This window comes from Methanoculleus nereidis, from assembly GCF_032944295.1.
Classification (GTDB): Archaea; Halobacteriota; Methanomicrobia; order Methanomicrobiales; family Methanoculleaceae; genus Methanoculleus; species Methanoculleus nereidis.
The window spans coordinates 455,484-481,033 of sequence record NZ_JABFFQ010000001.1; the positions used below are offsets into that span (position 1 = coordinate 455,484).

Sequence of the window (25,550 nt, forward strand, 5' to 3'; positions counted from 1 at the left end):
CGTGCAGGCTCCAGGGTGCCTTTGTGGATCTGGTGCAACGTTCTCATGTAATTCATATTTTTCAAACATATATGATTAAACATACTACGTAGATCTCCCTCCCGGCTGCGTCTCCTCCTCCGGCCCCGAGCGTTGCGATGAGAGTAAGTGGGGAGGCCGTCTGCTTTACGGGTCAGGCCGGTCTGAAAACGCGTTGCCCGGTACTACACCCGATGAAACCGTTTCAGAAGCATGAAATGCCCGGGGCTCCGGGCAGCGCTAAAAAAAAGTGTTATTCCTGCCGGCGCTGTGCCTTTCTCTCGGCCAGGCGCTCGATGGCAGGGAGGTCGACGGCACTGCCGGTCGCAAGTTTTCCCTGCCAGACCGCGCGGTCGACGAACCCTCTCCCGATGTCGTTACGGATGACGAGCGTCGTGTAGCCGTCCGGTGACCCGACGGCACCCGCCGAGACGTCCGCGTTCACCGCCGTAAAGTCGGTGCAGACCCGGCACCCGGGCCGGACAGATTCCTCCAGCTCAGCGAGCGGGATGGAGAGGTGCCGCTCGTCCTGCAGGTAGACATCCAGTTTTCCCTTGATGTCCAGGTGACGGATCTCCCAGGGCTCGATGTGCTTGTCGGACTGCAGTTTCCCCTCGACCAGTTTCGCGTAGTCGAAGGTCTCCGTGCAGAAGAGGCCGATCACGAGCCGGATCGCCTTCGCGTAGGGCCGGAGGAGTTCATGGTCGCTCGCCCGGATCGCCTGGGTTGCCCGCGCCACACAGGGCACGCCCACGACCGCGATGTGCCGGTACTTCCGGGTGACCACGGCCTCCTTCAGGGAAGCCAGAAGCGGCACCCACCAGGAGTAGCGGCTCCCGGCGTGCTGGACGAGCTCCTCCGAGGAGGTAATCACCGCTGAGGACGGCTTCATCGTCCAGGGATCTCTCGTCACGGTGACGACCGCGTCGATCAGCCCCTCATCGAGAGCGTTCACGAGGATTGCCGTCACCGCACCGCCGCTCTGTTTCCGCTCAACGGTGAATACCGACCGGGCCGCAACGATATCCTGATACGACCCGAGCATCTTCCCTTGCGCCGCGAGGTCGACCCGCGGACAGGCCGCGTAGCATGCCCCACAGGGCACGCAGTCGTTCTCGGCCTTGCAGTAGCCGATGTTCACCGGTGTGTCGGTGTTCCCCGGCTCGAACCGGAGGGCATCCGCCGGGCAGACCGCCACGCACGCCCCGCACCCGGAGCAGAGTTCAGTGTCCCAGATCTCGGCCTCCAGGTCTTTATAAGTCTTCATCTCCATGCCTATCACTCCCACGTATACTTCCCGGCAAAGGGCCTTGCGCTCGCAGGAACGATCCGGGTGTAGTCCGCGTTGATCAATGGTTCCGGATCAAGCCCGAAGTCGCCTGCAAACTCCCGGATAACCGGGGCGATCCGTGCCCTGTCCTCGTCTGTGAGCGGCACCTTCTTTGCCCCTGCAGCGAGGCAGGCGTCGTCCACGTCCCCGCGGATGACGATCTCACCGCCGTGAATCCCGCTCCCGATCTCGCGGGCCTTCATGGCTCCGTTGAGACCCAGAACAATCAGGAGGCCGCCCGCCATGTACTCGCCAAGGAACATCTGGGCGGATCCTCCGATGACCAGTATGGGGCGCTGCGTCTCATACTGCTTCATGTGGATCCCGCCACGGTAGCCGATATCCCCGTGGACAAAGACCTTGCCGCCCCGCATGCTGTGCGCCACCGCATCGCCGGCGCTTCCATGGATCACCACTTTCCCGGAATCCATTGTGTTGCCGGGCGCGTGCTCCGCGTTGCCGTTGACGATGACGGTCGGCCCGCTCATGAACATAGCGAGATCTCCGCCGGCGACACCGTTAACCCGGATGGTGGCGTTTCCGCGGAGACCGTCGCCGATGAACCGCTGCCCGAGGACGTTGTTGACGACGATCTCGTCGGCCCCGTCCTCGATAGCCTTCCGGATCTGCTGGTTTAAGGGGGTGTAATGCACTCCCTTCGCATCGATCGTGACCTGTTTTGCCATTATGCTCACGCTCCCACCGATTTGACGTCGAGAATTTCGAGGAGGCCCTCATCCAGCATGTAACCCCGGAGCCGGTCGCGGTTGCCCCGCAGGCTCTCAATGCTGTTGATGCCGGCCGCGCCTATCAGTTCGGTCATCTCAAGCGTCCATGCGTGAATCAGGTTCGCGATCTGTTTCGATGCCACGTCAGGGTTTAAGCGCTCGACGAGGTCCGGGCGCTGGGTGGCGATACCCCAGGGGCAGAGGCCCTGGTAACAGTTCCCGCAGACCCGGCAGCCCATCGCTGCGAGGGCTGCGGTTGCGATGTAGACCGCATCAGCGCCGAGGGCGATCGACTTCATGACGTCTGCGCTCTCCCGGATGCTGCCGCAGGCGATGAGAGAGACCTCGTTTCTGAGCCCCTGCCTGCGAAGCTCCCTGTCGGCGGTCGCGATGGCAACCTCGATCGGGATGCCGACATGGTCGCGGAAGACCCGCGGTGCTGCGCCGGTCCCGCCGCGGAACCCGTCGATGGCGATGGCGTCCACCCCGGAACGGGCGACGGCCGCCACGTTCTCAGCGTTGTTGTTGACGGCCGCAATCTTCGCAAAGATCGGTTTCTTCCACCCCGTCGCTTCTCTGACAGACCGGACGAGCTGGGGGAGGTCCTCGATGCCGTAGATGTCGTGGTGCGGTGCAGGGCTGATCGCGTCGCTTCCTTCGGGGATCATCCGTGTCCTGGAGACGTCCTTGCTGACCTTCTCTCCCGGGAGGTGTCCACCGATGCCCGGTTTTGCACCCTGGCCGAGTTTGAGCTCGATCGCGGCGCCGCGCTCAAGGTAATCGATGTTCACACCGAACCGCCCGGAGGCGACCTGGACGATCATCCGGTCCTGGTAGGGATAGAGAGCCGGGTGCAGGCCGCCTTCCCCGGTGCCCATGAAGGTGCCGACCTCCTGTGCCGCGCGGGCCATCGAGAGGTGGGCGTTCAGGCTGATTGCACCGAAACTCATGTGACCGAGGAGGATCGGCGTCTCGATCATGAGGTTCGGGGCGAGTTCCGTGGCGAGCTCGACGTCACCGTTCGGCTTCTGCCGGAGATCCAGCTTCGACGGCTTCTTGCCGAGGTAGGTCCGGATCTCAACGGGCTCGCGGAGCGGGTCGGTCGGAGGTGTGGTGACCTGGCAGGCGTCCAGCATCAGGTGGTCGAAGATGATCGGGAGGTTCGCGACGCTGCCCATGCCAGCGAGGATGATCTTGCCGGTCCGGGCCTGATTATAGATCGACTCCCGAACCGTCCGGGTCCACACCGGATGGCTCCGGTAGTCGCAGGGCTGCTCCTCGAGCATGATGGCATCCCGGGGGCAGTAGGCAATGCACCGGTGACATGCGGTGCAGTTTCGGGAGTTGATCAGGATCCTGTCGCCGTCCCGCCGGAAGACACCGTAGGAACAGTTCTCGATGCACCGTCCGCACTCCATGCACTGCTCGCGGTCGATCGTGATCCGGTAGCGGAGCGGCATGCTGCCGAAGTTGCTGCTCATGGAGCAACCCTCCCGATCACCGGCTCACCCGCAGCAGGCCGCGTGATTGACTCGATCCCGGGCTCCATCGCCCGGATCGCCGTCTCTTCGCTTGCGATGTAGAGGCGGTTGCCGCATTCGCCGACGACCATCGGCCGGAGCTTGCCCCGGTCGGTGAACCCGACCATCATGTCGGGGTTCGCAGCCACGACGGTGAACGGCCCGTTCATCGTCGCAGAGCCGTAGGCGAACCGGAGTGCGCGGTTCAGTTTCTGCTCGGCTTCGGGCATTCGGTCGATCTCCTCCCAGTAAGGTGGGGCGAACGCCTGGATGGCGAGGTCGATCCCAAGACCGTGCTTGCGCGTCAGAAGGTCGATTAAGTAGGTGATGACCTCGCTGTCGGTGGACATCGAGCAGGTGTACCCGAAACTCTCGACGTAGCGCCGGTTGGTCCCGTAGGTGGTGATCTTACCGTTCTCCACGACACTCCAGTCGTGCAGGTTGAACGGGTCGGGCCGCTCCCACTTCTCCGGGTTGCTCGTTGCATACCGGTTGTGCGCGAGCCAGATGTAGCCCTCGTAGTCCTCGATCCGGAAGTAGTCCGCCACGTCCTCGGGCCAGCCGTTGGCCTTGAAGGCGCCGACGTTCTTGCCGGACGAGACAACCTGGGCGCCGTTCGACGCGGCGTTGATCTGCATCACAAGATTTGTGACGATGTCCTTCTCCGCCGATGCGCTTCCCGGAGCGAGGGAGGCGTCGGGCTTGAAGAAGTAGCGCCAGGGGGTGCAGTTTACCCGGAGATTCGGCTGGTCGTACGTAGGGATCGCCTCGTCATGTTCGATCGTTCCCCACTGCTCCAGCGTCGCGTCGACAACTTTTTTGCTTTCGCAAGTATTGTCAAAGAAGACATGAAGCGCATAGCAGTCCCGGTAGTCGGGGTAGATGCCGTAGGCTACGTACCCCGCCCCCTCGCCGCTGCCGCGCTCATTCATCATGGAGAGGGCCTGCCGGATTCCGGAACCATCCATCATCTGGCGCCTCTTATCCATTACACCAAAAATGCCGCACATGGTAACCTCGGTGAGATAATGTTCTACTGCCGTTTTCTAGAACTCTGCCCGGGAATATTTGTGTCAATAGGTATTTATTTCATCGGATAGAAGTAGACTTCCACATGTCCCGTGATGCCACTTCTGCAATGCTCGAGCGTATCGAACTGGATAATGTCCGATTCCTCCGCCTGCAGTTCACCGACCTCCTGGGTATGCCCAAGAACGTCGCGATTCCGGTGAAACAGGCTGAGAAGGCACTGACCAGCGGCATCGGGTTCGACGGGTCGTCGATCGAGGGGTTCGTCCGGATCGAGGAGTCCGATATGGTGCTCAAACCCGACCTCTCCACCTACACCCTCCTGCCATGGAGGTCCGGGGACTACGCGGAGGCGCGTTTCGTCTGCGATGTCTACAAGGCCAGCGGCAAACCGTTCGAAGGCGACCCGCGCTACGTGCTCCGGAGGGCGATGGAGGACGCCGCGAAGGACGGCTACGTCTTCAACACCGGCCCGGAACTGGAGTTCTTCCTCTTCCGGATGCACGAGGGGCGGCCGACCACGCAGTTCCAGGACGTCGGCGGCTACTTCGACCTCGCGCCGACCGATCTTGCGGAAGACGTCCGGCGCGAGATCATCCTCGCGCTCACCGAGATGGGGTTCGAGATCGAAGCGTCGCACCACGAGGTCGCCGAGAGCCAGCACGAGATCGACTTCAAGTACAGCGACGCGCTCCACACGGCCGACAACGTCATCTCCTTCAAGTTCGCCGCGAAGACGATTGCGCTGATGCGCGGCCTGCACGCATCCTTCATGGCAAAGCCCATCTACGGCATCTGCGGGAGCGGAATGCACACCAACTGCTCGCTCGCGAAGAACGATAAGAACGCGTTCTACGACCCCGAAGCGCCGCTCCAGCTCTCCAGGACCTGCATGCACTTCATCGGCGGGCTGCTCAAACACGCAAAGGCGATCACCCGGGTTGCGAACCCGACGGTCAACTCCTACAAACGGCTCGTCCCGGGCTATGAAGCGCCCTGCTACGTCAGCTGGAGCGCCGGCAACCGTTCCGCCCTGGTCCGGGTTCCGTCGCCCCGCGGCAACAGCACCCGGGTCGAGTTCCGCAGCCCCGACCCGACCTGCAACCCCTACCTCGCCTTCGCCGCGATGCTCACCGCCGGGATGGAGGGCGTCCGGGAGAGGATCGAGCCGCCGGTGGGCGTCGATACAAATATCTACCATATGTCCGTCGAGGAGCGGAAAGGCGCCGGGATCGAGACGCTGCCCGGAGACCTTTACGAGGCGAACCAGGCCCTGCTCGCCGACGACCTCATCTGCAGTGCATTCGGCCCCCACGTCGTCGAGGCGCTCACGAGCGTTGCCGAAGCCGAGTGGGACGCCTACCGGACGGCTGTCCACCCCTGGGAACTCGACCGGTACCTGGCGACCTACTGAACTCTTTTTTCTGGGCGGATTGCTGCCGCCTCTTTGTGGTGTAAAAAAGCAGGGCTTCTATGATCTTTTCGGGCCGGCCGGCTCAGCAGCACTGCTGTTTGCCGTCTTCCTCCCCCTCGAGGAGGAGTTTGCCGAAGAGCACCCGCTCGATCGTGGCGGCCACGTACTTCATCCGCTGAGCCGTCTCCATATCCTCGTAGCGGTGGATGTCGGCGTAGACCTGCAGGCGGACGAGGCCGAACCGGAGGCGGTCGAGATCGTCGTCCCCGAGTTCCGAGGCCTCGCGGTAGATGGGCTCGAGCAGGAAGGGGAACTCCTCGAACTCTTCGAGTGCCTCGACGACCCGCGCGAAGACCGGGAGGCCCTCCCCCCGGCCGGCAAGAATCCTCGAGTAATCCATATTACTCCTCGATCTGGTCTACCAGAGCCTGCATGATGGCGTCGAAACTCTTCCAGGTCGGGCTCTCTTCGGCTTTGGCCTGGCGGATGATGAACGGCCTTCCTTCGTCCGCTGCCTTGCGCATCTCCGGATCGAGCGGAATGGAGCCGAGGAAGGGCACCCCGAGTTGCTCCGCCTCTTTCTTGCCGCCGCCCCTGCCGAAGATATCGATCTCCTCCTTGCAGTGGGGGCAGATGAAGCCGCTCATGTTCTCGACGATCCCGAGCACCCGGAGTTCGAGTTTCTTGATGAACTCGGCCGCTTTGCTCGAGTCGAGGACCGCGACGTCCTGCGGGGTGGTGACGATGACCGCGCCTGCGATGTTCGGGGCGAGCTGGGCGACGGTGAGCGCCTCGTCGCCGGTGCCGGGCGGAAGGTCGACGATCAGGTAGTCGAGATCGCCCCAGTTGACGTCCTCGAGGAACTGCCGGATGACCGTCATCTTCATCGGTCCGCGCCAGATCACGGGAGTGTTGCGCTCCGGGAGGAGGAACGCCATGGAGATGACCGCGAGGTTGCCGGTGATCTTGACCGGTTCGATGATCTTCCCGTCGTAGGACTGGAGGCGGGCTTCCTCGATCCCGAGCATCTTCGGGATGTCCGGGCCGTGGATGTCGAGGTCGATGAGTCCCGTATTAAAGCCGCGGTTGGCGAGGGCGTAGGCGAGGTTTGCCGAGACCGTGCTCTTCCCGACGCCGCCTTTCCCCGAGAGGACGAGGACGACGTGTTTGACGCTGACATCGGCCTTCGGTGGGAGGCCCTTCGGGGCATCCGCATTTTTCGGGTCGTCGCATCCGGTTGCAGACGGGCAGCTGGAGCAGTTCCCGGTGCAGGTTTCCTTATTGGGTTCATTCGTCTGAGTCATAGCAAGTATCCTCTGCGGTATAGTATCCTTCTAGAGAAGGATCTAAAGCTACTATATATTAACGACAATTGCAACAAAAAGGTATAGGTGGTAGCACGTAACCCTGTTCTGCCCCCGGCGCACCTTTTCGGACACAGGGACACCGCTGCCGGCGGGGATAGAGAGGGTCGACCGTGCCGTTGCCTTTGAGTGATGGTTCGAGATCGCCGCTTTCGAGGGCGTTCCTGCCGTTTTTTAAGATGTTGACGAGTAGGCCCTGTCTTTCACCGTTACGGTGTCTTTCTTCGCTCGTATCCTGCGGAACAGTCTACCCTCGTGCACATCCGGCTGAGAGGGTTTCCTGGCGCCCGGGTATGATGTGATGTCTTTTCTTTTAAGGGGAAGTTAACCATTTTCTTCGTCCCGCAGTCTTATTACCCAAAACGAGGTCATATGGACATGGTGACAACCTATGAACGGCTATGCAGAGAAGATCCTCCACGTTGACCTCGCGAGAGAACAGACGATGGAGGAACCGTTTCCCGAAGAGTGGAGGCGGGCGTACATCGGCGGGAGGGGGCTTGGGGTTCGCATCATCGGGGACCTGGTGAACCCGGGCAGCGATCCTCTCGGCGCTGAGAACGTGCTGGTCTTCGCCACCGGGCCGGTTGCAGGGAGCGGCCTTCCCCTGGGGTCCCGGTACGACATCGTCACGAAGTCCCCGCTGACCGGGACGATGACCAGCGCGAACTCCGGCGGGAAGTTCGGCACCAGCATGAAACGTGCGGGCTACGATGCGGTGGTGATCCGGGGTCGGGCACAGAGGCCCGTCTACCTCCTCCTCGACGACGGGCATGCGGAGGTCCGGGACGCTTCGGAGCTGTGGGGCATGACGACGAGCGAGACGGCCGCGGCCATAAGGGAGGATCTTGGCGATCCCGGTGTGAGCGTGGCCTGCATCGGCCCCGCGGGCGAGCACCTCGTCCGGATCGCCGGCGTCATCAACGAGACCTCGCGGGCCGCAGGGCGCGGGGGTGTCGGCGCCGTGATGGGGTCCAAGAACCTGAAAGCGGTCGCCGCCCGGGGGAGCGGCCGGTGCACCGTCGCCGATCGCGACCGGTTCCTTGCCCTTAAATCAGAGATCGCCGAAAAGATCCGGGAGAATGCCATCTCGGGCGGCGGGCTGCCCCAGTTCGGGACGGCGGTCCTCGTGAACATCATCAACGAGAACTACATCCTCCCGGTCCGGAACTTCCAGACCGCACACTTCCCCGCAGCGGAGAACGTCTCGGGGGAGCGGATGGCCGATACCATCCTCGCCGGAAAGATGGGATGCCAGGGCTGCATCATCCGGTGCGGCCGCGAGGTTGAGGTCGGGGGGAAGCGGACGGCAGGTCCCGAGTACGAGACGATCTGGGCGTTCGGCCCCGATTGCGGGATCGATGACCTTGCGGCTGTTGTGGAGGCGAACAATCTCTGCAACGACCTCGGCCTCGATACGATCTCCACCGGATCGACGATCGCCTGCGCCATGGAACTCTCGGAGAAGGGCTACATCGACGAGGAGCTCCGGTTCGGCGATGCAGAGCGGATGCTCGACCTCGTCCACCGGATCGGCTACCGCGACGGCATCGGTGACGAACTCGCCGAAGGATCCTTCCGCTTCGCAAGGAAACACGGGCACCCAGAACTCTCTATGAGCGTCAAGCGGCAGGAACTCCCTGCCTACGACCCCCGGGGACTGCAGGGGCACGGTCTTGCCTACGCCACCTCGGTCCGGGGCGGCGACCATGTCTACGCCTACCTGATCGCCCCCGAAGTGCTCGGGTCGCCGGAGAAACTCGACCCCTACTCGAGCGAGGGGAAAGCTGTCTGGACGAAGACGTTCCAGGATCTCACCGCCTTCATCGACTCGTCGGGAAGCTGTCTCTTCACCTCGTTCCCGCTCGGGGCGGCGGATTACGGGGCCATGGTCTCGGCGGTCACCGGCTACGACATCGATGCCGGCGAAGTGCTCCGGATCGGCGAGCGGATCTGGAACCTGCAGAAGGTCTTCAACATAAGAGCCGGGTGCACCCGGGAGGACGACACCCTGCCGCCGCGTCTCCTCCGGGAGCCGCTCACCGAAGGCGCCCCGAAAGGCCGGGTCTGGGAGCGGGAGCCTCTTCTCGATGAGTACTACCGGGTCCGGGGATGGGACCGGGAGGGCCGTCCCACGCCGGAGAAACTCCGCGACCTCGGTCTGGGGCATGAGGCAGTGCCTGCACCCTGACCCCGAGCGCTCATTTTTTAATGTGCCAGCCGCCCGTCGCTTCCGGGATACAATCGATCTCGGGAGAGTAGGGTTTGATGTCCAGCACCGGCGTCCCGTCCAGGGCGTCGAGCCCCCGGACTACCAGGACGCCTCCCTCCCGCCGGACCAGGTCGACGATCCCGAGACCGATCGGATTCGGTCGGGCGGGCGATCGGGTCGAAAAAACTCCTCGTTCCCGGCTCTCTCCCGGCGGCTTTGCGTGGAGTTGTCCCCGCTCCGCCCGATCAAGCCAGTAGAGCACGATGAGGTGGCTGCTCCGCTCCACGTCCTCAAGCCCGGCGGCGTAGGCGTCATGGACATGGATCTCCGCGACGGTATCCGCGAGGCGTCCCTGGCGAGGGGCGTCGCCCCGGGCCCGGTAGGGCGACCGGACAACGCCGATGGGGATGCACTCGATCGCAGCCATACCTCTACCTCCTCCGCTTCTCCGCATCGAGCGTCTCGTTGCAGAGGCGGTCCGCGACCTGGATGCAGGGGTGCTCCCGCGGGACGCTCTCGAACCTGACCTCTGCGAAGCTGCGCATCCGCCGCCGCACCTCCTCGGCGAGGTCTGCAAGGTGCTCTTTGGTGATGCGGTACCGGCCGGTGAGCTGGCGGACGACGAGTTCCGAGTCCGACCTGACTATAAGCCCGCCGCTGGTGAACTCCCGTGCGGCGTCAAGGCCGTTGATGACGGCATGGTACTCTGCCACATTGTTGGTCGCCGTCCCGATAAACCCCGAACGGCCGGCCATGACAGACCCACCCCGCACGATCACGTATGCCCAGGCGGCGTCCCCGGGATTTCCCCGCGATGCGCCGTCGGTATACAGCGTCACCGCACTGGTTTCCGTCACCGGTGCCCCCTCCGGCCTCTCTCTGTAACCATCATATGCCGGTTGATAATCGATCTTTTGAGAGTTATTGGTATCGTTCTCGGGGGCAGGAGGCCGCCCACCGGAAGACGTTAATATTCCGGTGCAGTAAAGGCGGACCTATGCTGGATACGGGCCGAATCATTGAGGATAGATCGCTTCGGGACCGGCTGAGCGTTTTTGAGAACCGGACCGACGCCGGGCGGCAACTTGCCGCGCCCCTCTCAACGCTCGAGACGATCGCCGAACCGGTGATCTGTGCCATCCCTGCCGGGGGGGTGCCGCCCGGGCTTGAGGTGGCCCGGGCCTTGAAGGCCCCACTCCGGATGGCGGTGGTGCGGAAGGTGCAGGTTCCCTGGGACCCGGAGGCCGGGTTCGGTGCCGTGACCTGGAACGGGCGAGTCTTCCTGAACCGTTCCCTCATGACCGGTCTCGACCTCTCTGAGGCCGAAGTGAACGCCGCCATCGCAAAAGCCAGAAAGAACGTGGCGGAGCGGATAGAGAAGTTCGCCAGCGGCCGGGAAGAACCGGAGATCGAGGGTCAGGACGCGATCCTGATCGACGACGGCCTCGCAACCGGGTATACGATGTTCGCCGCCATCGAGGCGGCCCGGGCCGGGTCGCCCCGTCAGGTCGTCGTGGCGGTTCCCACCGGTTCCCTCCACGCCGTCAACTTCATCGCCCGGCAGGCGGACCTCGTCATCTGCTTAAACGTCAGAACCAGCCGTACGTTTGCGGTGGCGCAGGCATACGAGCAGTGGCACGACGTCACCGACCAGGAGGTGCAGGAACTGCTGATCCAGGCCCGGGACATGGGGCTCTTATGATGGATGCGGAATGGCGATGGAGCCCTTAACGGTGATACTGGGCTTCGGCGTCTTCCCGCCGGAGCATACCTGCGATGGCGCCGACCGTTCGCCGGAGATTACGGTCCTCGGCGTCAGAGCACCGTATCTTGCAGTCGTCATGGAAGACCTCGACGCATCGATGGGCACGTTCACCCACTGGCTTGCCTGGAACATTCCGGCAACCGGCGAGATCCCGGGCGGGATCCCCCTGGAACCCCGGGTCTCCCACCAGGTTCCTGCGGTCCAGGGGACGAACGACTTCCAGAGGATCGGTTACGGCGGTCCCTGCCCGCCGAAGGGTGCGTCGCACCGTTTCTTCATCCGGGTCTGGGGTCTTGGGCAGGAACTCGATCTTGCGCCGGGAGCCGGTCGGTCGCGCCTGGAGGACACGCTCGCGGTCGCCGCCACGGGGTACGGCGAGACAGTGGCGATTTACGAACCCGGAAAGGTCCCCGGCCCCCGGCCCCCGGTCGGGCACCGGACGTGAGGCGCTCAAGGCCCCCGCAACCTTTTTAATCACCCTGCGCCGAAAGCCTCCACATGACCCCTGGAGTTGCCAAACTGGTCGTCTCCCTCCGTTCGGCGGAGTTTCCCGTCTGGAACACCTGCGACGGCCCCGATCTCTCGCCAGAACTGAGGATCCGGGGACTCACCCCTGAGACACAATCGATGGCGGTCTTTGCGCTGAACCCCTTCGAACCCGGGTGCTCCTTCACGACCTGGATCATCTGGAACCTCTCGCCGTCGCCCCTGATCCCCGAGGGCATCCCGCCGCAGGATGTCGTGACGGCCCCGCTGAATGCCGTCCAGGGGACGAACGATTACGGAACCCTCGGCTGGCGCGGCCCCTGCCCCCCTCCGGGCGAGACGCACCGCTGCCTCTTCAAGGTCTACGGGCTCGATGCCATGCTTGATCTGGCGGCCGGCGCAGGCAAGCACGACCTCATCGCCGCGATGCAGGGGCATGTCCTCGGGTTCGGCGAGACCGCCGCCATGTACTCCCGGTGACCGCACGCACCCTTTTTATACCATGGTTCCGGAAGGAGAGTGTCGACGGAGCCTGGCATGACGCAAAAACTGGTAGTAAAACTGGATTTCGATGAGTTTCCTCTGGACTACACCTGCAAAGGAGCGAACCGGTCGCCCCCGATCCGGGTCGAGGGGATCCTGCCGAACATCAAATCGCTCGCAATTCTTGCGACAACGAGCCCCGAGGAAGGGCCGTCAAAGGTGGCATGGGTCCTCTGGAACCTCCCTGCCGTCCCGCGGATCCCGGAAGGGTTCCCGGAAGGGGAGGTGGTGGAATCGCCGCTCCATGCCGTCCAGGGGACGAACGACTTCGGCAGCATCGGCTACCGGGGTCCCTGCCCGGAGACCGGGGAGGCCGAGGCGTACCTCTTCAGGGTGTATGCACTCGACCTCGATCTCGCGCTCGCGCCCGGGGCGACCTGGGAGGAGATGGTCCGGGCGATAGAGGGGTCGATGAACCAGTCCGGGGAGGCCGTAGTCTTCGCCACCGGATAGGTGGCCGGACTCGCGGCCAACATCCAAAAAGGGGGTTTCGGCCCCCTCACATGGGTATGGGCGCGCTCGGCTTCTGCATGGGGGGGCTTTGTTTCTCGATATTCTTTGCAATTGCGGCCATCTCCTCCCCGAGCATCCGGACGATGTCGTCCATGGTGACGATCCCGATCAGCTTCCCGGCGTCGTCGACGATCGGCATCCTCCGGATGCCTGCATCGGTCATCTTCTGGATGGCCTCGTAGATCCCCATGCTGTCCTGGAACGTGATCACGTCCCGGGTCAGGACATCCTCCGCCCGGATCTCGCCCGGGTTCTTCTCCTGCGCCATGACCCGGATTGCAAGATCGCGGTCGGTTAGTATGCCCGTGGGGCGGTTATCGCCGGTGACGACGACGACACTTCCGACGTTCTTCTCCCCCATGATCCTCGCCACCTCCACTGCCGGCGTGTCCGGCGAGACGGCGACCACCTGCTCGCGGCAGCACTTCACAAGTCCCATATCTGTTTCCTCCGTTGACGGCGACTGATTCATGCCGGTATGGTATATGAACGTAACCCGTACCGCCCGGCCCGGCCGCCTTCCCTTATATGCAATCAGCGGTAGATTGTACACCACACAAAATGGACTGGCTGCTGATCGTTCTTACCGTAGCGGGTCTCTCGGTCTTCGAGATTGTCTCAAGCATCGATAACGCCATCATAAACGCCGACGTCCTCGCGACGATGGGGGAGAAGGCCCGCAGGTGGTTCCTTCTCTGGGGCCTGATTTTTGCAGTCTTCGTCGTCAGGGGGCTCCTGCCGTGGCTGATCGTCTGGGCGACGACACCGTCGCTCGGTCCTGTCGATGCGCTGCTCGCGACGTTTTCAAACGATCTCGCGGTCACCGAGGCGATCGAGAGTTCGGCCCCGATCCTCCTGATCTTCGGAGGGACGTTCCTCGTCTTCCTCTTCTTCCACTGGCTCTTCGTGGAGGAGAAGACCTGCGGACTCCGGAGCGAACGGTTCTTCTCCCGGCAGAGCGTCTGGTTCTACGCTGTCGTCTCGATCCTGCTTGCGATCCTTGTCTGGTTCGCCCTGCAGGTCAACGTCATGATGGGGTTCGCGGCCGTGCTCGGGTCGACCGCCTTCTTCATTGTCCACGGATTCAGGCAGAACGCCGAGGTGCAGGAGGCCCGGCTCCGGAAGCCGGGGATGTCGGATCTCTCGAAGGTTGCCTATCTCGAAGTCCTCGACGCGACCTTCTCTATCGACGGCGTCATCGGTGCGTTCGCCTTCACCCTCTCGGTCCCGCTCATCCTGATAGGCAACGGCATCGGGGCGGTCGTGGTCAGGGAACTGACTGTCCGCGGCGTCGACCGGATCCGGAATTACTGTTACCTCAAGAACGGGGCGATGTACTCCATCCTGGTGCTCGGGACGATCATGCTCGCGGACAGTTTCGGGTTCCATATCCCCGCCTGGCTCTCACCGGTGGCGACATTCGCCATCGTCGGCTACTTCCTCTACCGCTCGGTGCAGGAGCAGAAGATGGGGCCGGCGGGTGCCGCGTGACCTGCCCCCCTCCTCTCTCCCGTTCTTCCCGTCCGGCGTATCGGGTTTGAAAAGGTTTATCCGGGTCAGGGTACGAATCGTATCTCCATGACGAAACGATCGATTGGCCCACGGACACTCCTCTACCCTCATCCGGACCTGATCATCGGGACCTACGATGCTTCCGGGCGGCCGGATGCGATGGTCGCCGCATGGGGCGGCATCTGTTCGTCCCGCCCGCCGGCGGTGGCGGTCTCGGTTCAGAAGGCCCGGCAGACCTACGCGAACTTAATGGAGCAGCGCGAGTTCACGATCAGCATACCTTCGACGGACTACGTCAGGGAGGCGGACTACTTCGGCATCGTCTCCGGCAAGGATACGGATAAGTTCGCCGCGACCAATCTTACGCCGGTGAAAGGTGACCTGGTGAACGCGCCGTACGTCGGGGAGTTTCCGGTCGTCCTCGAATGCCGGCTCCTCCAGACGGTCGAGATCGGCGTGCATACCCAGTTCATCGGGGAGATCCTGGACGTGAAGGTGGACGAGAGCGTCCTTGGAGAGGACGGCAAACCCGATATCGGAAAGATCCGGCCGTTCGCCTACGATTCGATGCGGCAGGAGTACTACGGATTCGGCGGCGTGATCGCAAAGGCCTTCTCTGCGGGGAAGGAACTCAAGCGATAACTCCTTTTTCGCCTTACGTGATACCTCAGGTTTTTCCGGACGCTACAGGATGGAGCCGTTCTTTTCGGGCCTCCCCGGTGCCGGTTGGAGCGGCATCGACACCGGAGCGGTTGCCGTTTGCCCCGGGAACGACGTCGTATAATACAGGGTTACACGGATCGGTCTCGGGAGCGCTGCTTTTCGGTAAAAAAACTCTATATTTGTGATTTAACTTCTGAATTATGCATCTCAGCGCCGTCGCACTATTCCGATAAGTTATTATATGGTTGCTCGGGTATTATTGGGAACTGGAAGCGTTGCAGATGGTTCAGTATTCTGTACTCTATGTCGATGATGAACCAGCCCTTCTCGAAGTCGGTAAAATATTTCTTGAGCGCTCGGGTGCGCTCACCATCGAGACCATCTCCTCGGCCCGGGAAGCCCTGAGCCGGCTCGGGGAGCGGGCCTGCGACGCTATCATCACTGACTACCAGATGCCCGGAATGGACGGCATCGAACTCTTGAAAGAGGTGCGCCAGCACTTCGGTGATATCCCGTTCATTCTCTTTACCGGGCGCGGCCGCGAAGAGGTTGTCGTGGAGGCGCTCAATTGCGGTGCGGACGGCTACATCCAGAAAGGAGGCGACTCCCGCTCCCTGTTTGCCGAGCTTGAGCACCGTGTCGTGCAGGCAGTGGAGCGCCGGCGTGCCATCCAGGCGCTGCGTGACTCCGAGGAACGATACCGCGCCCTCTTCGAGGGGGCAAATGATCCCATATTCATCTTTGAGGAAGACCGGTTCGCCGACTGCAACTCAAAAGCCCTCGAGACGTTCCAGTGTACCCGGGAGTTCCTCATCGGGAAGAAACCCTGGGAACTCTCCAGCCCCGTTCAGCCGGACGGTCTCCCGGCGCTTACGAGCGTTGTCGAGAAGATGCGCGCGGCGTATTCCGGGCAACCGCAGTTCTTCGAATGGCGGATCGCCACGCCGAGCGGGAAGCGTTACGACGTGGAAATGAGCGCGAGCCGGCTGGACGTGAAAGGTCCGCGCCGTCTTCAGGCCATCGTCCGGGATGTCACCGCACGGAAGCAGACAGAAGCCGCGCTGATAGCTGCGAACCGGAAGATGCACCTCCTCTCCGGCATCACCCGGCACGACATCCTCAACCAGCTGACCGTCCTTCAGGGCAACCTGGAGTTCATGAGAGAGCGGATCACCGATCCGGTTCTCCTTGGATACCTGGACCGGCAGGAACAGACCGTCGGATTCATCAATCACCAGATTGCGTTCACCCAGGACTATCAGGACCTCGGGGTCCGGACCCCGGATTACCGGGGACTTCGAGAATGCGTGGCACGTGCGGCGGCGGACCTCAACTCCCGGGATCTCACTCTCCTTGCCGAAGTCGAGGGGGTCGAGATTTACGCCGATCCGATGCTGGAGAAGGCATTCTACAATCTCTTTGAGAATTCGATCCGGTATGCCGGACCGGCCCCGACGGTCAGGGTTCGGTGCCGTCGCCAGGAGGGAAGCCTTATCATCGTCATCGAGGATAACGGCCCTGGTATCCCGGCGGAAGACAAAGAGAAGATATTCATACGTGGCTTCGGTAGGAACACCGGTCTCGGTCTCTTTCTCGTCCGGGAGATCCTCTCGGCCACCGGGCTTGCCATCCGGGAGACCGGGGAGCCCGGGAAAGGGGCACGGTTCGAGATACTGGTGCCGGAAGGCGGCTGGCGGGTCCGGGATGCCGGTGCCGCCGCCTGATTCTCACCGCCGCCGGTCCTGCTTCACCTCGACCCACCGCTTTCTCTTCCCGCACCGTTCGCATCGCTGCTCCCATTCGATGACGTTTGAGGAATATTCGTCGTATCCCCGCTTCCTGCCCCACCGGTGGAGGCCAATTCTGCAGAGGATCTGTCCGATGGCCGTCATGGGTCTCTGCAAATAATCTTCCTTCCGGACGGATGAATGTTGGCTTCTCCCTGCGAGGAGCCGCTCCTGTGCCGACGTTCCCTCCGGGGGCGTCCGGGAAGGTTTTTATTGAATACAAAACGATCTTCTACAATCGAAAACCATAACGGGTGATCCTATGGCGTTTATTTACTACGGGCAGGGAGTATCGTCTCTTTACGGCGATTTCGTGGAACGGCTGATGTCGCAGCTCGCGCTCAGGGGTACGGAGATCACGCACCAGAATATCGGGGATGCGTCTTCGAGGATGGATGTCCGGCATACCGGCGAAGAGGGGCAGATGGAGGTCACGGTCGACCGCGAGAACGTCCGGGTGAGTTACACCGTCGACCGGGAGCATAAAGAGGTCAAGAAGGGGATCGCGGGAGCCATCGCCGGGGCGGGCCTCGGGGGTCTCCTTGGGGGTATCGTACGAGGAGGCAGGGACGTCAGCGACGTCATCGGCGGCGCTCTCGGCGGTGCGGCGGCCGGCGGGGCGTACGGGGCCTATGACGGCTATGAGGCCTCCCGGGAGGAGAGGACGGCGTTCGCCGAGGTGCTCGCGCAGGCGGTCAAAGACGTGGAGGACGAACTCCAGTCAATCCTCGAAGGGCAGGAGGAGGCCCGTGAGGCTCTCCGCGAGCGCGGCCGGCAGAAGCGAGAGGAGGATCTGGCAAAGACCGAAGAGTTGCGCGAACTCCTGGAGGAACTCTACGGCGATCTCCTCGCCGTCCAGGAAGAGGTCGAGCTTGCGGCCACCGAGGGGCAGGACGTCAGGAAGTCCAGAGCGCGGACCGACCGGGCTGAGACCCTCTACCAGGAAGCGGAAGCGGCGCTCGGCGACAGCAACCACGCCATCGTGAAGGCAAAGGCGAAAGCCGCCCGCGCCATGGTGGACGGAGCCCGGGAACTCCTTGATGCCGCCGAATAAGGTTCGGTTTCTCCTGAATTCTTTTTTCAGGGTATAATCTCGCAACTGTTGTACTTCCGGTGAGCGAAATCCTCCATCCGGACTCTCCCGTCGCGGATGAGGTCCCGGATCTCCGGGAGCGCCGTCGAGAGCGCGGAATGGAGGTTCCTGACCGTCCCGCAGACGATCCGCCGCCCCTCCTCCGGCCAGGGATTGGTGATGTTCGAGTAGAGGCATCGCCCGCCGCAGAAGTCACGGATATCGCACTCTGTGCAGGCACCCCCGATGTCCGTCACCGGGAGGCGAAGCGGATCGGCGGTGGCGATGTGTCCGGCGTAGTAGTCCTTCATCCCGACCATGATCGGGCAGGGGGCGATGTGCCCGTCGGTCATGATACTGTAGTTTGCGTGGCCGCACCCGCACCGGAGCATGCTTGGCCGCGATAACAGCATATCCTCCACCGGGCCGATGAAGGGATACCACCGGAGCACCCGCCCCTCGTCGCGCATCGTCTCGACCCAGAACGCGATGAGCGACCGGATGCCGGGGTTGTAACTCTCCTCCACCCACGCGGCGTAATCCCGCAGGTGGTAATCGTTCCAGAAGTTCGCGTCCATCTGCCAGTGGACGGCCGGAAAGGAGAACAAGTCGTTCTCCGTGAGGTAGCGCACGGCCTCCACGATATCGGTATCCTCGGTCACCGTCATCCGGGCGATCAGTTCGCCGGAAAATCCACCCGCCATGAGGTGGTTGAGGTTTTTTATGATCTGCCCAAACGTCCCCTCCCCGCGGTGGGTGTCGGTGAGTTCCTCCGGGCCGTCGATCGAGACCAGGATCGTATCTAACCCGTTCACGACCCCGGGTTCGAGGCGGTCGAGAAGCGTGCCGTTGGTGTGCAGGATCAGCGCCGAGACCGGGGCGTCGCGTGCGATCTCGCGGATGAGATCGGCGGCGAGCAGGGGCTCCCCGCCGTAGAAGGTCAGCACGGCGTCGGGATCTTTTGCAAGGAACCGGTAAAGGTCGGGAAGGTCGATATCGAGGTCGACCGGAAGGTCTTCGTCGATGACGATATCGGGCAGTTCCGGCGGTTCGACGGTGAATGCCTTCCCCCGGCAGTAGGTGCAGCAGAGGTTGCAGTTGTCGGTCAGGATGAGGTGGTAGTACACGGAGGGTCTCTTACTATTTGGTGGGCCGGGTGAAAAAAAGGTGAGGATGTGGGACTTTCAAATCTTCTCCGGACGACTCCGGTGCTGAACTTTTACAGATCAAGGAACTCTTCTTTTGTAAGGCGTGCCTGCTTCAGGATCGAGAGAAGCGTCCCGCGGGGAATTGGATCGCGTCGAGGAACGATGACAAGCAGTTTGCTCCCGTCGTCCCCGATTTTATAGAGAGCTACGTGGCTTCCCTTTCCCCGGTGAGGAGCGTAACCGAACCCGATTGCCTTCAACTTCTTTATGACGTCATCGGAAGAGATCTGAGGCAGCTTCGTCATGCCTCGACCTCAATGACCGAGGTGAACTTGTGCCGCGATGTCAGGATAGGCTCAATGTCCTGCAGCATCCCGAGTTCTCTTGCATTCTCCAGGTAGAGCTCGATCGCTTCACGGATATTATCCAGCGCTTCTTCCGGAGTATCGCCGCAACTGGCAACCTCGAGTTCCTGGCACTTTGAAACATAGGTCCCCTCTTCCTCCCAGATCAGAATAGTTAGTCGCACCTTTGTCAATGGTATCACCTTCGACCATTAACAGTTCATTCACCCGTTATAATATTCTTCTCACCGGGGATCGGGCGGTGATCGGATTTGAGAGTGGGTCATACCTTCAGACTGTCCATAAGGGTTAGGAGTTTGTATGCCTGTTCGTCGCTTCAGGCGCAAGACAGAATACCCTGCAGGGAGTAACGGACTCCTATGCCTGAAGCGAAGAAAGAGAATCTCACTGAACAGATCATCGATCCCCGCGACCTCGTCGCTTACCAGCCCGGTTCCATCGTCAGCCGGATGCTCGCCTACACGAAGTCCGGCACCATCACGGTCTTCGCCTTCGACGAGGGCGAAGGCCTCTCGGAGCACACCGCACCCTACGACGCCGTCCTCCAGGTCATCGACGGGGAGGCCCTCGTCACCATCGCGGGCAAGGAGTATCCGATGAAGACAGGCGACCTGATCATCATGCCGGCCGAAAAACCCCACGCCGTCCACACCGTCACGCGGTTCAAGATGATGCTGACGATGATCCACGCGTGATCCGCCGGGAAGAGGCCTTCTCTCAAAACCGGTCTGCAGGTTTTTTATATGCGGGCGACGGATCTCCTCCCTGGTAGGTTCCGGGAGATCGGTGTTGACGGCATTCCAGGCCTCACCGGGCGGAAAGACTTCACCCTCCGGTCGATTTACTGCTGATACGGATCGTTCGGCATGGCCGGTGCACTTCTTCTTCCGGGGCACCTGCATCCTGTGGCGTAGACCCGTGAGATGATCGTATGGATACATCCCTCTCGCCCGAAGAGTCCCGGACGACGGCATGGCACGCCCTACCGCCGGACGAAGCAGCCGGGCGTCTCGCCTCGCCGGAGGGGGGCCTTACGGATGAGGAGGTCGCCCGGCGGCGCGGGATCTTTGGGGAGAACGCCCTCCCACAGAAGCGCCCTCCGACGGTGTTTGAGGTCTTCCTTCGCCAGTTCACGAGCCCGCTCATCTACGTGCTCCTTGCAGCAGGGATTATCTCCATCCTCTTCGCCGACTTCACCGACGCGGTCTTCATCTTCATCGTCATCCTGATTAACGCCGTCATCGGGACGTTCCAGGAAGTGAAAGCGGAGCGGAGCGCAACGGCATTGCAGCAGATGCTCAAGATCTATGCACGGGTGCGGCGGGACGGGCGGGAGGCGACTGTCCCGGCGGAGGATCTGGTTCCCGGCGATCGCGTCGTCCTGGAGTCGGGCGAACGGGTTCCTGCCGACGTCCGCATCGTCAGGGCGCAATCACTCGCCGTTGACGAGTCGCTCCTGACCGGTGAGTCGCATGCGATTCAAAAGCGTCCGGATGCCCTCGATGCCTCGCTGCCCCTGGCCGACCGTCTGAATATGCTCTATGCCGGCAGCACTATCATGACCGGCCGGAGCATGGGAGTCGTGGTCGCGACCGGCCAGAACACCGAGATCGGGCAGATCGCAGAGACGGTCACGGCGTCCGAGATGGGGAAACCCCCGCTCGTCCTGCGCATGGAAGATTTCTCCAGAAAGATCAGCATCGCTGTCCTTGTCGCCACCGGGGTGCTTGCGATCATCGTCCTCGGCCAGGGAGTACCTCCCCTTGAGGTTTTCTTCCTCGCCGTCGCGCTCGCGGTCTCGGCGATCCCCGAAGGCCTGCCGGTCGCCCTGACCGTCGCGCTCTCGATCGCGACGTCACGGATGGCCGGGCGGAACGTCATCGTCCGGTTCCTCGCCGCCGTGGAGAGTCTCGGGAGCTGCACGCTGATCGCGAGCGACAAGACCGGCACCCTCACGGTGAACCAGCAGACCGCCCGGGTCGTCGCCCTGCCCACGGGCGAAATGTTCTCGGTCACCGGGGCCGGGTACGCGGGCGAGGGAGAGGTTGTTAGCGAGGAGGGGAGCCCCGTATCCGGTCCCGCCCGTAGCCGGCTGGAGCATCTGGCCCGGGCCGCAACGATCAGCAACGAGGCCGCCCTGGAGCGGACCGATGAGGGGGACTGGACACACCGGGGCGACGCGATCGACGTGGCGTTTCTCGCGCTCACCTACAAACTGGGGCTCGACCCTGCCGGTATCCGTGAGAGTGCGCCCGCCGTTGCCGAGATCCCCTTTGAGTCCGAGCGCCGGTATGCCGCCGTCTGGTACCGGGAGGGGGAGGAGACCCTGGTGGCGGTCAAGGGGGCCGTTGAGACGGTTCTCCCGTTCTGCAGGACGATGACCGCAGTAGGGCAGGAAGGGAGCGTGCCCCTCGACTCGGACCGCGTGCAGGAGGACCTCGACAGCCTCACCTCCCGGGGCTACCGGGTCCTTGCCGTGGCTCACGGTCGGGCGGAAGGAGTGGTCTCCGCGGAGAACCCAGAGCTCCCTCGTCTCGAGCTCCTCGGCCTGATCGGATTCATCGACCCGATCCGGCCCGACGTGCCCGACGCCGTGCGGCGGTGCCGCGACGCCGGGGTCGACGTGGTGATGGTGACGGGGGATCACCCCGCAACGGCGCTCGCCATCGCGCGGGACCTCAAGATCACGGATTCGCCAGACGAGGTCGTCACCGGCATGGAACTGGGTGATGACGAACTCCCGACGCTGCCCGCGTTCATCGACCGGGTGCAGGGTGCCCGGGTCTTCGCCCGGGTGACGCCGTTGCAGAAACTCCGGATCGTCGAGGCCTACCGGGAGAGCGGGGCATACGTCGCGGTCACCGGGGACGGGGTCAATGACGCGCCGGCGCTCCGGAGCGCGAACATCGGGGTCGCGATGGGTTCCGGGACCGACGTCGCCAAGGACACGGCGTCGCTGATCGTCACCGACGACAACTTCGCCTCGATCGTCGCCGGGATCGAGGAGGGTCGGTATGCCTACGACAACGTCCGTAAAGTTGTTTATCTCCTGATCTCGACCGGGTTTGCAGAGGTCCTCCTCTTCATGCTTGCCCTCCTCATAGGCCTGCCGCTGCCTATCCTTGCGGTACAGCTCCTCTGGCTGAACCTGGTGACGAATGGCATCCAGGACGTGGCGCTGGCGTTCGAGGGCGGAGACCCCCGCGTCATGAACCGGCCGCCGCGAAGGCCGGAGGAGGGGATCTTCAACCAGCTGATGATCGAGGAGACGGTCATCTCCGGCGTGGCAATCGCTCTCGTCGCGCTCGGTGCCTGGTACTGGCTCCTTTCAAACGGGTGGGACGAGTTCGCGGCCCGGAACCTGCTCGTCCTGCTGATGGTGCTCTTCGAGAACTTCCATGTCTTCAACTGCCGGTCGGAGTACTTCTCCGCATTCCACGTTCCCATCAGCCGCAACTACTTCCTGATTGCCGGCGTCGTTGCCGCGCAGGGCATCCACATCCTCGCACTCTACGTCCCCTTCCTCCAGGACGTCCTCCAGTTGCAGCCCGTCTCCCTGGTCGAGTGGCTCGTACTGATCGCCCTGGCCTCCTCGGTTGTGATCGTGATGGAGATCTTCAAGGGGGTCCGGAGACACCGCCCCCCCGGTCACCCCACCGGAACCGGGGTCGGGGAGATCCCCCACCGGTAGGGGAGGAAGACCTCGTTCACCCGGCTGCCGTCGGCAAGGTCGGTCATGACGATGCTTCTTGCCGAGACCGTGTAGAGGGTGTCGTCCATGAAGAGCGATCGCCGCACGGCGTCGGGCGAGTCCCAGGTGTAGGGGGATCCCTTCTCGGCGTGGGCGACCGTGCCTTTCAGGGTGAGCCCCTCCTCCGGGGTCACCGAGTAGACGTAGGCGCCCTGCCAGGTCGTGGTGCCGTAGGAGCCGGGGTACCTCGATTCGGGGTTCTCCACCCGCTTTATCTCGCTCACCGGGATGACGAGGAGGTTCTTCTCTTTTACAAAGAGGAAGGCCTTGTGGTCGCGGAGAGCCTCCGAGTCGGTTCCGGGCTCCCCGATCACGATGCTGTCGATCAGGATCGGATTATTCACGTTCGAGACGTCGAAGAGCGCGATCTTGAGGCCTTCCACCGAGACGCCGCCCCAATCGTTCTCGCTCGTCTCTTTGCCGATCCCGATGATGCGGTCGGCGTCATAGGGGTGGAGGTAATCGGAGTAGCCGGGGATCTTGAGTTTCCCGAGGATGCCCGGGTGTTTCGGGTCCGAGAGATCGATGACGAAGAGAGGATCGATCCGCTTGAACGTCACGAGATACAGCCGGTCGCCGACGAACCGGGCAGCGTAGATCCGCTCATCCGGCGCGATATGCTCGAGCGTCCCGATGGTCTCCATCGCGGGGTCGAGGACGTAGACGTTGTTGTACTGGAAGGACCCCTCACGCGTCCATCCCTCGACGGTCGTCGCCACCCGGAGGTTCTCCCCGTATTCGTCGAGCGAGAACTGGTTCAAGAGGTGCCCGGGAACCCTGCCCATAGCCCTGTAGTCGATCCTTGCGTCATCGATCGCGAACCGGTGGACGATCGTCTCCTCACGGCTGCCGGCGTAGTCGGGCATCGTTGCGGCCGGGCCGGAGGAGGCGGTCCCCATGTAGCGGTAGCCGATGTAAAGGTTCTTCTGCGATGCAAAGAGGGTGGTGTCGTAGCCGAGGAGGAACGTCTCGGCGTCGGGGGTGTCCCTGTCGTTTTTGACGGAGAAGGCGCTTGCGGTGTAGAAGACGTAGTTCTGCAGCGGAGTCCCGGGGCGGTAGACGTCGGGCAGGATGGGCTCGCCGCCGTCCGTCCGCACCTCGGGGAGGACGATCTCGTCCCGTATCCAGACGGGGGCCTCCTGCGTGATGATGTAGACGTTTTCGCCGATCATCCGGGCGTCGTAGTAACTGCCGGTGAAGGTCTGGGTCCGGACCAGGTTGGGATTGCTCCGGTCGCCGATGTCGTAGATGTATGCGTGTGTCACCGTCCGCTGGACGGGGACGGGTGTTACACTCCCTTTCACGGAGGTCGTGCGATCTTCTGTCCCGGTGGCAAAGACCACCAGGCGGTCGCTGGCAAGGAAGAGCGCCGTCGGGAATCCTTCGATCCGGGTTTCGGATACGATCCTGGTATCTTCTGCCGGGAATGCTTCGAGGATCGAGAGCGTCTCGCCCGATATGATGTAGATGTATCTCCCGTCGTTCTTCAGGAAGTCGGCCTCGTCCACGCCCTGCACCTGCACATTCGTGGTTGAGTAGTCGCGTGCGGCCGACGGGGCGGGCGGCGCACTCGTCGGTGCAGGCGCGTCCATGGCAGTCTCCTGTCCGGTCCCCGTCATCCAGGGGTAGCCGTTACTGCCCTTCGTTCCCTGCGCGTGTTCCTTCAGGAACACCTCGATCTCTTCTTTCGACGAAAACTTCTTTAAATCCCCCAGGGTCTCCTCCCCGCCGCCCTCCGACGCGAGGGCGGTCCCGATGATCGCGGCGATCACGAGACACCCGAGGACGGCCACCAGCACCGCGTTTCGGTTCCACATATCCGTTCACCTTCCGATAGAGGGAGATGCACGTCCCTATGCTTCAGGTTTGCGTAACCTACGAATATTTTCGAAGTCTTCCGGTGGGGTGGTGGTGAGTTCGGGGAGGCGGAGTCAGGTATATTTTCCAAGTAACTCGGTACAGTGGACCGTGGGAGTATCGCCATGGGGGGTGGGGACAAAGGGGAGTGCGAGCGTAGCGAGCATGAGAAACTCGAAGAGTTTCGAGGGGGGGCATCCCCCCTCCCCTGCAACCCCTCCCCCAGTCGCGATATCCGGTGGAAAGCCGTGGATGGGTTTACGATACTCAGTACAACTGATCTAAGGTGTGACTGACATAACTTCCGGGGTTTGAGATGTCCGAAGGTTTTCGAGGTGCAAACGTACTGAGCGACAATGAGCCGTGAGAAACCTGGAGAGTTTTAAGGAAAGACGAATGAAACGCCGATTTGAGCATCGAGAGTGCAGAGCGTGAGACAACTGACGTTCTTCTCTTCACGACGAACGGAACCC

At 62.5% G+C, this 25,550-nt stretch carries 26 protein-coding genes; 12 read left to right on the forward strand and 14 right to left on the reverse strand.

Annotation, left to right across the window (positions count from 1 at the left end):
• Positions 1–271 precede the first annotated feature (271 nt).
• From HL657_RS02545 to HL657_RS02560, 4 genes are read right to left on the reverse strand one after another with little or no spacing between them, the layout of a single operon-like run.
• Positions 272–1,291 (reverse strand): Coenzyme F420 hydrogenase/dehydrogenase, beta subunit C-terminal domain, encoded by a 1,020-nt coding sequence (locus tag HL657_RS02545; RefSeq protein WP_317295266.1) that lies wholly within the window; start codon positions 1,289–1,291, stop codon positions 272–274.
• Positions 1,292–1,296: 5 nt separating this feature from the next.
• Positions 1,297–2,034, reverse strand: a complete 738-nt coding sequence (locus HL657_RS02550) for a GltB/FmdC/FwdC-like GXGXG domain-containing protein (RefSeq protein WP_317295267.1) — start codon at positions 2,032–2,034, stop codon at positions 1,297–1,299.
• A 5-nt stretch (positions 2,035–2,039) separates the two neighbouring features.
• On the reverse strand, positions 2,040–3,557 hold the full coding sequence (locus tag HL657_RS02555) for a glutamate synthase-related protein (protein ID WP_317295268.1): 1,518 nt from the start codon (positions 3,555–3,557) through the stop codon (positions 2,040–2,042).
• A complete protein-coding gene (locus tag HL657_RS02560; protein ID WP_317295269.1) occupies positions 3,554–4,606 on the reverse strand; it encodes a class II glutamine amidotransferase domain-containing protein in 1,053 nt (350 codons plus the stop codon). Before HL657_RS02560 ends, HL657_RS02555 begins: the two co-directional genes overlap by 4 nt.
• Before the next feature lie 104 nt (positions 4,607–4,710).
• Between HL657_RS02560 and glnA the strand changes: the two genes are divergently transcribed.
• Complete coding sequence (gene glnA, locus HL657_RS02565; protein WP_317295270.1) at positions 4,711–6,039, forward strand: type I glutamate--ammonia ligase; 1,329 nt, start codon at positions 4,711–4,713, stop codon at positions 6,037–6,039.
• Positions 6,040–6,121: 82 nt separating this feature from the next.
• On the opposite strand, the gene HL657_RS02570 is transcribed toward glnA, so the two are convergent.
• Together HL657_RS02570 and HL657_RS02575 are read right to left on the reverse strand one after the other, a co-directional pair.
• Entirely contained in the window at positions 6,122–6,439 is a 318-nt protein-coding gene (locus HL657_RS02570) for a hypothetical protein (protein WP_011843179.1), read from the reverse strand.
• 1 nt (position 6,440) lies between these two features.
• Positions 6,441–7,343, reverse strand: a complete 903-nt coding sequence (locus tag HL657_RS02575) for an Mrp/NBP35 family ATP-binding protein (protein WP_317295271.1) — start codon at positions 7,341–7,343, stop codon at positions 6,441–6,443.
• A 451-nt stretch (positions 7,344–7,794) separates the two neighbouring features.
• Here HL657_RS02575 and HL657_RS02580 point away from each other — a divergent pair, with 451 nt between their 5' ends.
• The gene (locus HL657_RS02580) at positions 7,795–9,594 is read left to right on the forward strand and encodes an aldehyde ferredoxin oxidoreductase family protein (protein ID WP_317295272.1); all 1,800 of its coding nucleotides are present in this window, start codon (positions 7,795–7,797) and stop codon (positions 9,592–9,594) included.
• A gap of 10 nt (positions 9,595–9,604) precedes the next feature.
• Here HL657_RS02580 and tsaA read toward each other — a convergent pair whose 3' ends face one another.
• On the reverse strand, positions 9,605–10,042 hold the full coding sequence (gene tsaA, locus HL657_RS02585; RefSeq protein ID WP_317295273.1) for a tRNA (N6-threonylcarbamoyladenosine(37)-N6)-methyltransferase TrmO: 438 nt from the start codon (positions 10,040–10,042) through the stop codon (positions 9,605–9,607).
• Between the two features lie 4 nt (positions 10,043–10,046).
• A complete protein-coding gene (locus HL657_RS02590) occupies positions 10,047–10,472 on the reverse strand; it encodes a ribonuclease HI family protein (protein WP_317295274.1) in 426 nt (141 codons plus the stop codon).
• Positions 10,473–10,612: 140 nt separating this feature from the next.
• Here HL657_RS02590 and HL657_RS02595 point away from each other — a divergent pair, with 140 nt between their 5' ends.
• The 4 genes from HL657_RS02595 to HL657_RS02610 are packed head-to-tail and all read left to right on the forward strand — an operon-like array spanning position 10,613 to position 12,862.
• The gene (locus HL657_RS02595) at positions 10,613–11,317 is read left to right on the forward strand and encodes a phosphoribosyltransferase (protein WP_317295275.1); all 705 of its coding nucleotides are present in this window, start codon (positions 10,613–10,615) and stop codon (positions 11,315–11,317) included.
• 16 nt (positions 11,318–11,333) lie between these two features.
• A complete protein-coding gene (locus tag HL657_RS02600; RefSeq protein ID WP_317295276.1) occupies positions 11,334–11,825 on the forward strand; it encodes a YbhB/YbcL family Raf kinase inhibitor-like protein in 492 nt (163 codons plus the stop codon).
• A 53-nt stretch (positions 11,826–11,878) separates the two neighbouring features.
• Entirely contained in the window at positions 11,879–12,346 is a 468-nt protein-coding gene (locus HL657_RS02605; protein WP_317295277.1) for a YbhB/YbcL family Raf kinase inhibitor-like protein, read from the forward strand.
• 57 nt (positions 12,347–12,403) lie between these two features.
• The gene (locus tag HL657_RS02610) at positions 12,404–12,862 is read left to right on the forward strand and encodes a YbhB/YbcL family Raf kinase inhibitor-like protein (RefSeq protein WP_317295278.1); all 459 of its coding nucleotides are present in this window, start codon (positions 12,404–12,406) and stop codon (positions 12,860–12,862) included.
• A gap of 46 nt (positions 12,863–12,908) precedes the next feature.
• On the opposite strand, the gene HL657_RS02615 is transcribed toward HL657_RS02610, so the two are convergent.
• On the reverse strand, positions 12,909–13,361 hold the full coding sequence (locus HL657_RS02615; RefSeq protein WP_317295279.1) for a CBS domain-containing protein: 453 nt from the start codon (positions 13,359–13,361) through the stop codon (positions 12,909–12,911).
• 122 nt (positions 13,362–13,483) lie between these two features.
• On the opposite strand from HL657_RS02615, the gene HL657_RS02620 reads away from it, so the two are divergent.
• The 3 genes from HL657_RS02620 (at position 13,484) to HL657_RS02630 (ending at position 16,821) form a co-directional block, all read left to right on the forward strand.
• The gene (locus HL657_RS02620; protein ID WP_317295280.1) at positions 13,484–14,413 is read left to right on the forward strand and encodes a DUF475 domain-containing protein; all 930 of its coding nucleotides are present in this window, start codon (positions 13,484–13,486) and stop codon (positions 14,411–14,413) included.
• A gap of 87 nt (positions 14,414–14,500) precedes the next feature.
• Positions 14,501–15,076 (forward strand): flavin reductase family protein, encoded by a 576-nt coding sequence (locus HL657_RS02625; RefSeq protein ID WP_317295281.1) that lies wholly within the window; start codon positions 14,501–14,503, stop codon positions 15,074–15,076.
• 302 nt (positions 15,077–15,378) lie between these two features.
• Positions 15,379–16,821, forward strand: coding sequence for an ATP-binding response regulator (locus HL657_RS02630; protein WP_317295282.1), 1,443 nt, complete (start codon positions 15,379–15,381; stop codon positions 16,819–16,821).
• A gap of 3 nt (positions 16,822–16,824) precedes the next feature.
• On the opposite strand, the gene HL657_RS02635 is transcribed toward HL657_RS02630, so the two are convergent.
• Positions 16,825–16,989 carry a hypothetical protein gene (locus HL657_RS02635; protein ID WP_317295283.1) on the reverse strand — a complete coding sequence of 55 codons (165 nt, stop codon included), beginning with the start codon at positions 16,987–16,989 and terminating at the stop codon, positions 16,825–16,827.
• 157 nt (positions 16,990–17,146) lie between these two features.
• Between HL657_RS02635 and HL657_RS02640 the strand changes: the two genes are divergently transcribed.
• Positions 17,147–17,938, forward strand: a complete 792-nt coding sequence (locus HL657_RS02640; protein ID WP_317295284.1) for a hypothetical protein — start codon at positions 17,147–17,149, stop codon at positions 17,936–17,938.
• 26 nt (positions 17,939–17,964) lie between these two features.
• Here HL657_RS02640 and HL657_RS02645 read toward each other — a convergent pair whose 3' ends face one another.
• From HL657_RS02645 to HL657_RS02655, 3 genes are all read right to left on the reverse strand, one after another.
• Positions 17,965–19,083: a TIGR04084 family radical SAM/SPASM domain-containing protein gene (locus HL657_RS02645; RefSeq protein WP_317295285.1), complete on the reverse strand. Its 1,119-nt coding sequence runs from the start codon at positions 19,081–19,083 to the stop codon at positions 17,965–17,967.
• A 92-nt stretch (positions 19,084–19,175) separates the two neighbouring features.
• Entirely contained in the window at positions 19,176–19,409 is a 234-nt protein-coding gene (locus HL657_RS02650; protein ID WP_048111751.1) for a type II toxin-antitoxin system HicA family toxin, read from the reverse strand.
• Positions 19,406–19,633 (reverse strand): type II toxin-antitoxin system HicB family antitoxin, encoded by a 228-nt coding sequence (locus HL657_RS02655; protein WP_231476498.1) that lies wholly within the window; start codon positions 19,631–19,633, stop codon positions 19,406–19,408. The genes HL657_RS02650 and HL657_RS02655 overlap by 4 nt, the downstream gene beginning before the upstream one ends.
• A gap of 195 nt (positions 19,634–19,828) precedes the next feature.
• Between HL657_RS02655 and HL657_RS02660 the strand changes: the two genes are divergently transcribed.
• Positions 19,829–20,164 (forward strand): cupin domain-containing protein, encoded by a 336-nt coding sequence (locus HL657_RS02660; protein ID WP_317295286.1) that lies wholly within the window; start codon positions 19,829–19,831, stop codon positions 20,162–20,164.
• A gap of 236 nt (positions 20,165–20,400) precedes the next feature.
• The gene (locus tag HL657_RS02665) at positions 20,401–23,160 is read left to right on the forward strand and encodes a cation-translocating P-type ATPase (protein WP_317295287.1); all 2,760 of its coding nucleotides are present in this window, start codon (positions 20,401–20,403) and stop codon (positions 23,158–23,160) included.
• On the opposite strand, the gene HL657_RS02670 is transcribed toward HL657_RS02665, so the two are convergent.
• Positions 23,118–25,037, reverse strand: a complete 1,920-nt coding sequence (locus HL657_RS02670) for a beta-propeller domain-containing protein (protein ID WP_317295288.1) — start codon at positions 25,035–25,037, stop codon at positions 23,118–23,120. The two genes, HL657_RS02665 and HL657_RS02670, sit on opposite strands and share 43 nt — an antisense overlap.
• Positions 25,038–25,550: the final 513 nt, after the last annotated feature.

Bases quoted from the DNA above. Each gene is read 5' to 3' on its own strand.
- HL657_RS02665 (WP_317295287.1), top strand. From the start codon at position 20,401: ATGGATACATCCCTCTCGCCCGAAGAGTCCCGGACGACGGCATGGCAC.
- HL657_RS02595 (WP_317295275.1), top strand. From the start codon at position 10,613: ATGCTGGATACGGGCCGAATCATTGAGGATAGATCGCTTCGGGACCGG.
- HL657_RS02600 (WP_317295276.1), top strand. From the start codon at position 11,334: ATGGAGCCCTTAACGGTGATACTGGGCTTCGGCGTCTTCCCGCCGGAG.
- HL657_RS02610 (WP_317295278.1), top strand. From the start codon at position 12,404: ATGACGCAAAAACTGGTAGTAAAACTGGATTTCGATGAGTTTCCTCTG.
- HL657_RS02660 (WP_317295286.1), top strand. From the start codon at position 19,829: ATGCCTGAAGCGAAGAAAGAGAATCTCACTGAACAGATCATCGATCCC.
- HL657_RS02615 (WP_317295279.1), bottom strand. From the start codon at position 13,361: ATGGGACTTGTGAAGTGCTGCCGCGAGCAGGTGGTCGCCGTCTCGCCG.
- HL657_RS02555 (WP_317295268.1), bottom strand. From the start codon at position 3,557: ATGAGCAGCAACTTCGGCAGCATGCCGCTCCGCTACCGGATCACGATC.
- HL657_RS02575 (WP_317295271.1), bottom strand. From the start codon at position 7,343: ATGACTCAGACGAATGAACCCAATAAGGAAACCTGCACCGGGAACTGC.
- HL657_RS02625 (WP_317295281.1), top strand. From the start codon at position 14,501: ATGACGAAACGATCGATTGGCCCACGGACACTCCTCTACCCTCATCCG.
- HL657_RS02650 (WP_048111751.1), bottom strand. From the start codon at position 19,409: ATGACGAAGCTGCCTCAGATCTCTTCCGATGACGTCATAAAGAAGTTG.
- HL657_RS02630 (WP_317295282.1), top strand. From the start codon at position 15,379: ATGGTTCAGTATTCTGTACTCTATGTCGATGATGAACCAGCCCTTCTC.
- HL657_RS02635 (WP_317295283.1), bottom strand. From the start codon at position 16,989: ATGACGGCCATCGGACAGATCCTCTGCAGAATTGGCCTCCACCGGTGG.
- HL657_RS02570 (WP_011843179.1), bottom strand. From the start codon at position 6,439: ATGGATTACTCGAGGATTCTTGCCGGCCGGGGGGAGGGCCTCCCGGTC.
- HL657_RS02670 (WP_317295288.1), bottom strand. From the start codon at position 25,037: ATGTGGAACCGAAACGCGGTGCTGGTGGCCGTCCTCGGGTGTCTCGTG.
- HL657_RS02545 (WP_317295266.1), bottom strand. From the start codon at position 1,291: ATGGAGATGAAGACTTATAAAGACCTGGAGGCCGAGATCTGGGACACT.
- HL657_RS02560 (WP_317295269.1), bottom strand. From the start codon at position 4,606: ATGTGCGGCATTTTTGGTGTAATGGATAAGAGGCGCCAGATGATGGAT.
- HL657_RS02640 (WP_317295284.1), top strand. From the start codon at position 17,147: ATGGCGTTTATTTACTACGGGCAGGGAGTATCGTCTCTTTACGGCGAT.
- glnA (WP_317295270.1), top strand. From the start codon at position 4,711: ATGTCCCGTGATGCCACTTCTGCAATGCTCGAGCGTATCGAACTGGAT.
- HL657_RS02550 (WP_317295267.1), bottom strand. From the start codon at position 2,034: ATGGCAAAACAGGTCACGATCGATGCGAAGGGAGTGCATTACACCCCC.
- HL657_RS02580 (WP_317295272.1), top strand. From the start codon at position 7,795: ATGAACGGCTATGCAGAGAAGATCCTCCACGTTGACCTCGCGAGAGAA.
- HL657_RS02620 (WP_317295280.1), top strand. From the start codon at position 13,484: ATGGACTGGCTGCTGATCGTTCTTACCGTAGCGGGTCTCTCGGTCTTC.
- HL657_RS02605 (WP_317295277.1), top strand. From the start codon at position 11,879: ATGACCCCTGGAGTTGCCAAACTGGTCGTCTCCCTCCGTTCGGCGGAG.
- tsaA (WP_317295273.1), bottom strand. From the start codon at position 10,042: ATGGCTGCGATCGAGTGCATCCCCATCGGCGTTGTCCGGTCGCCCTAC.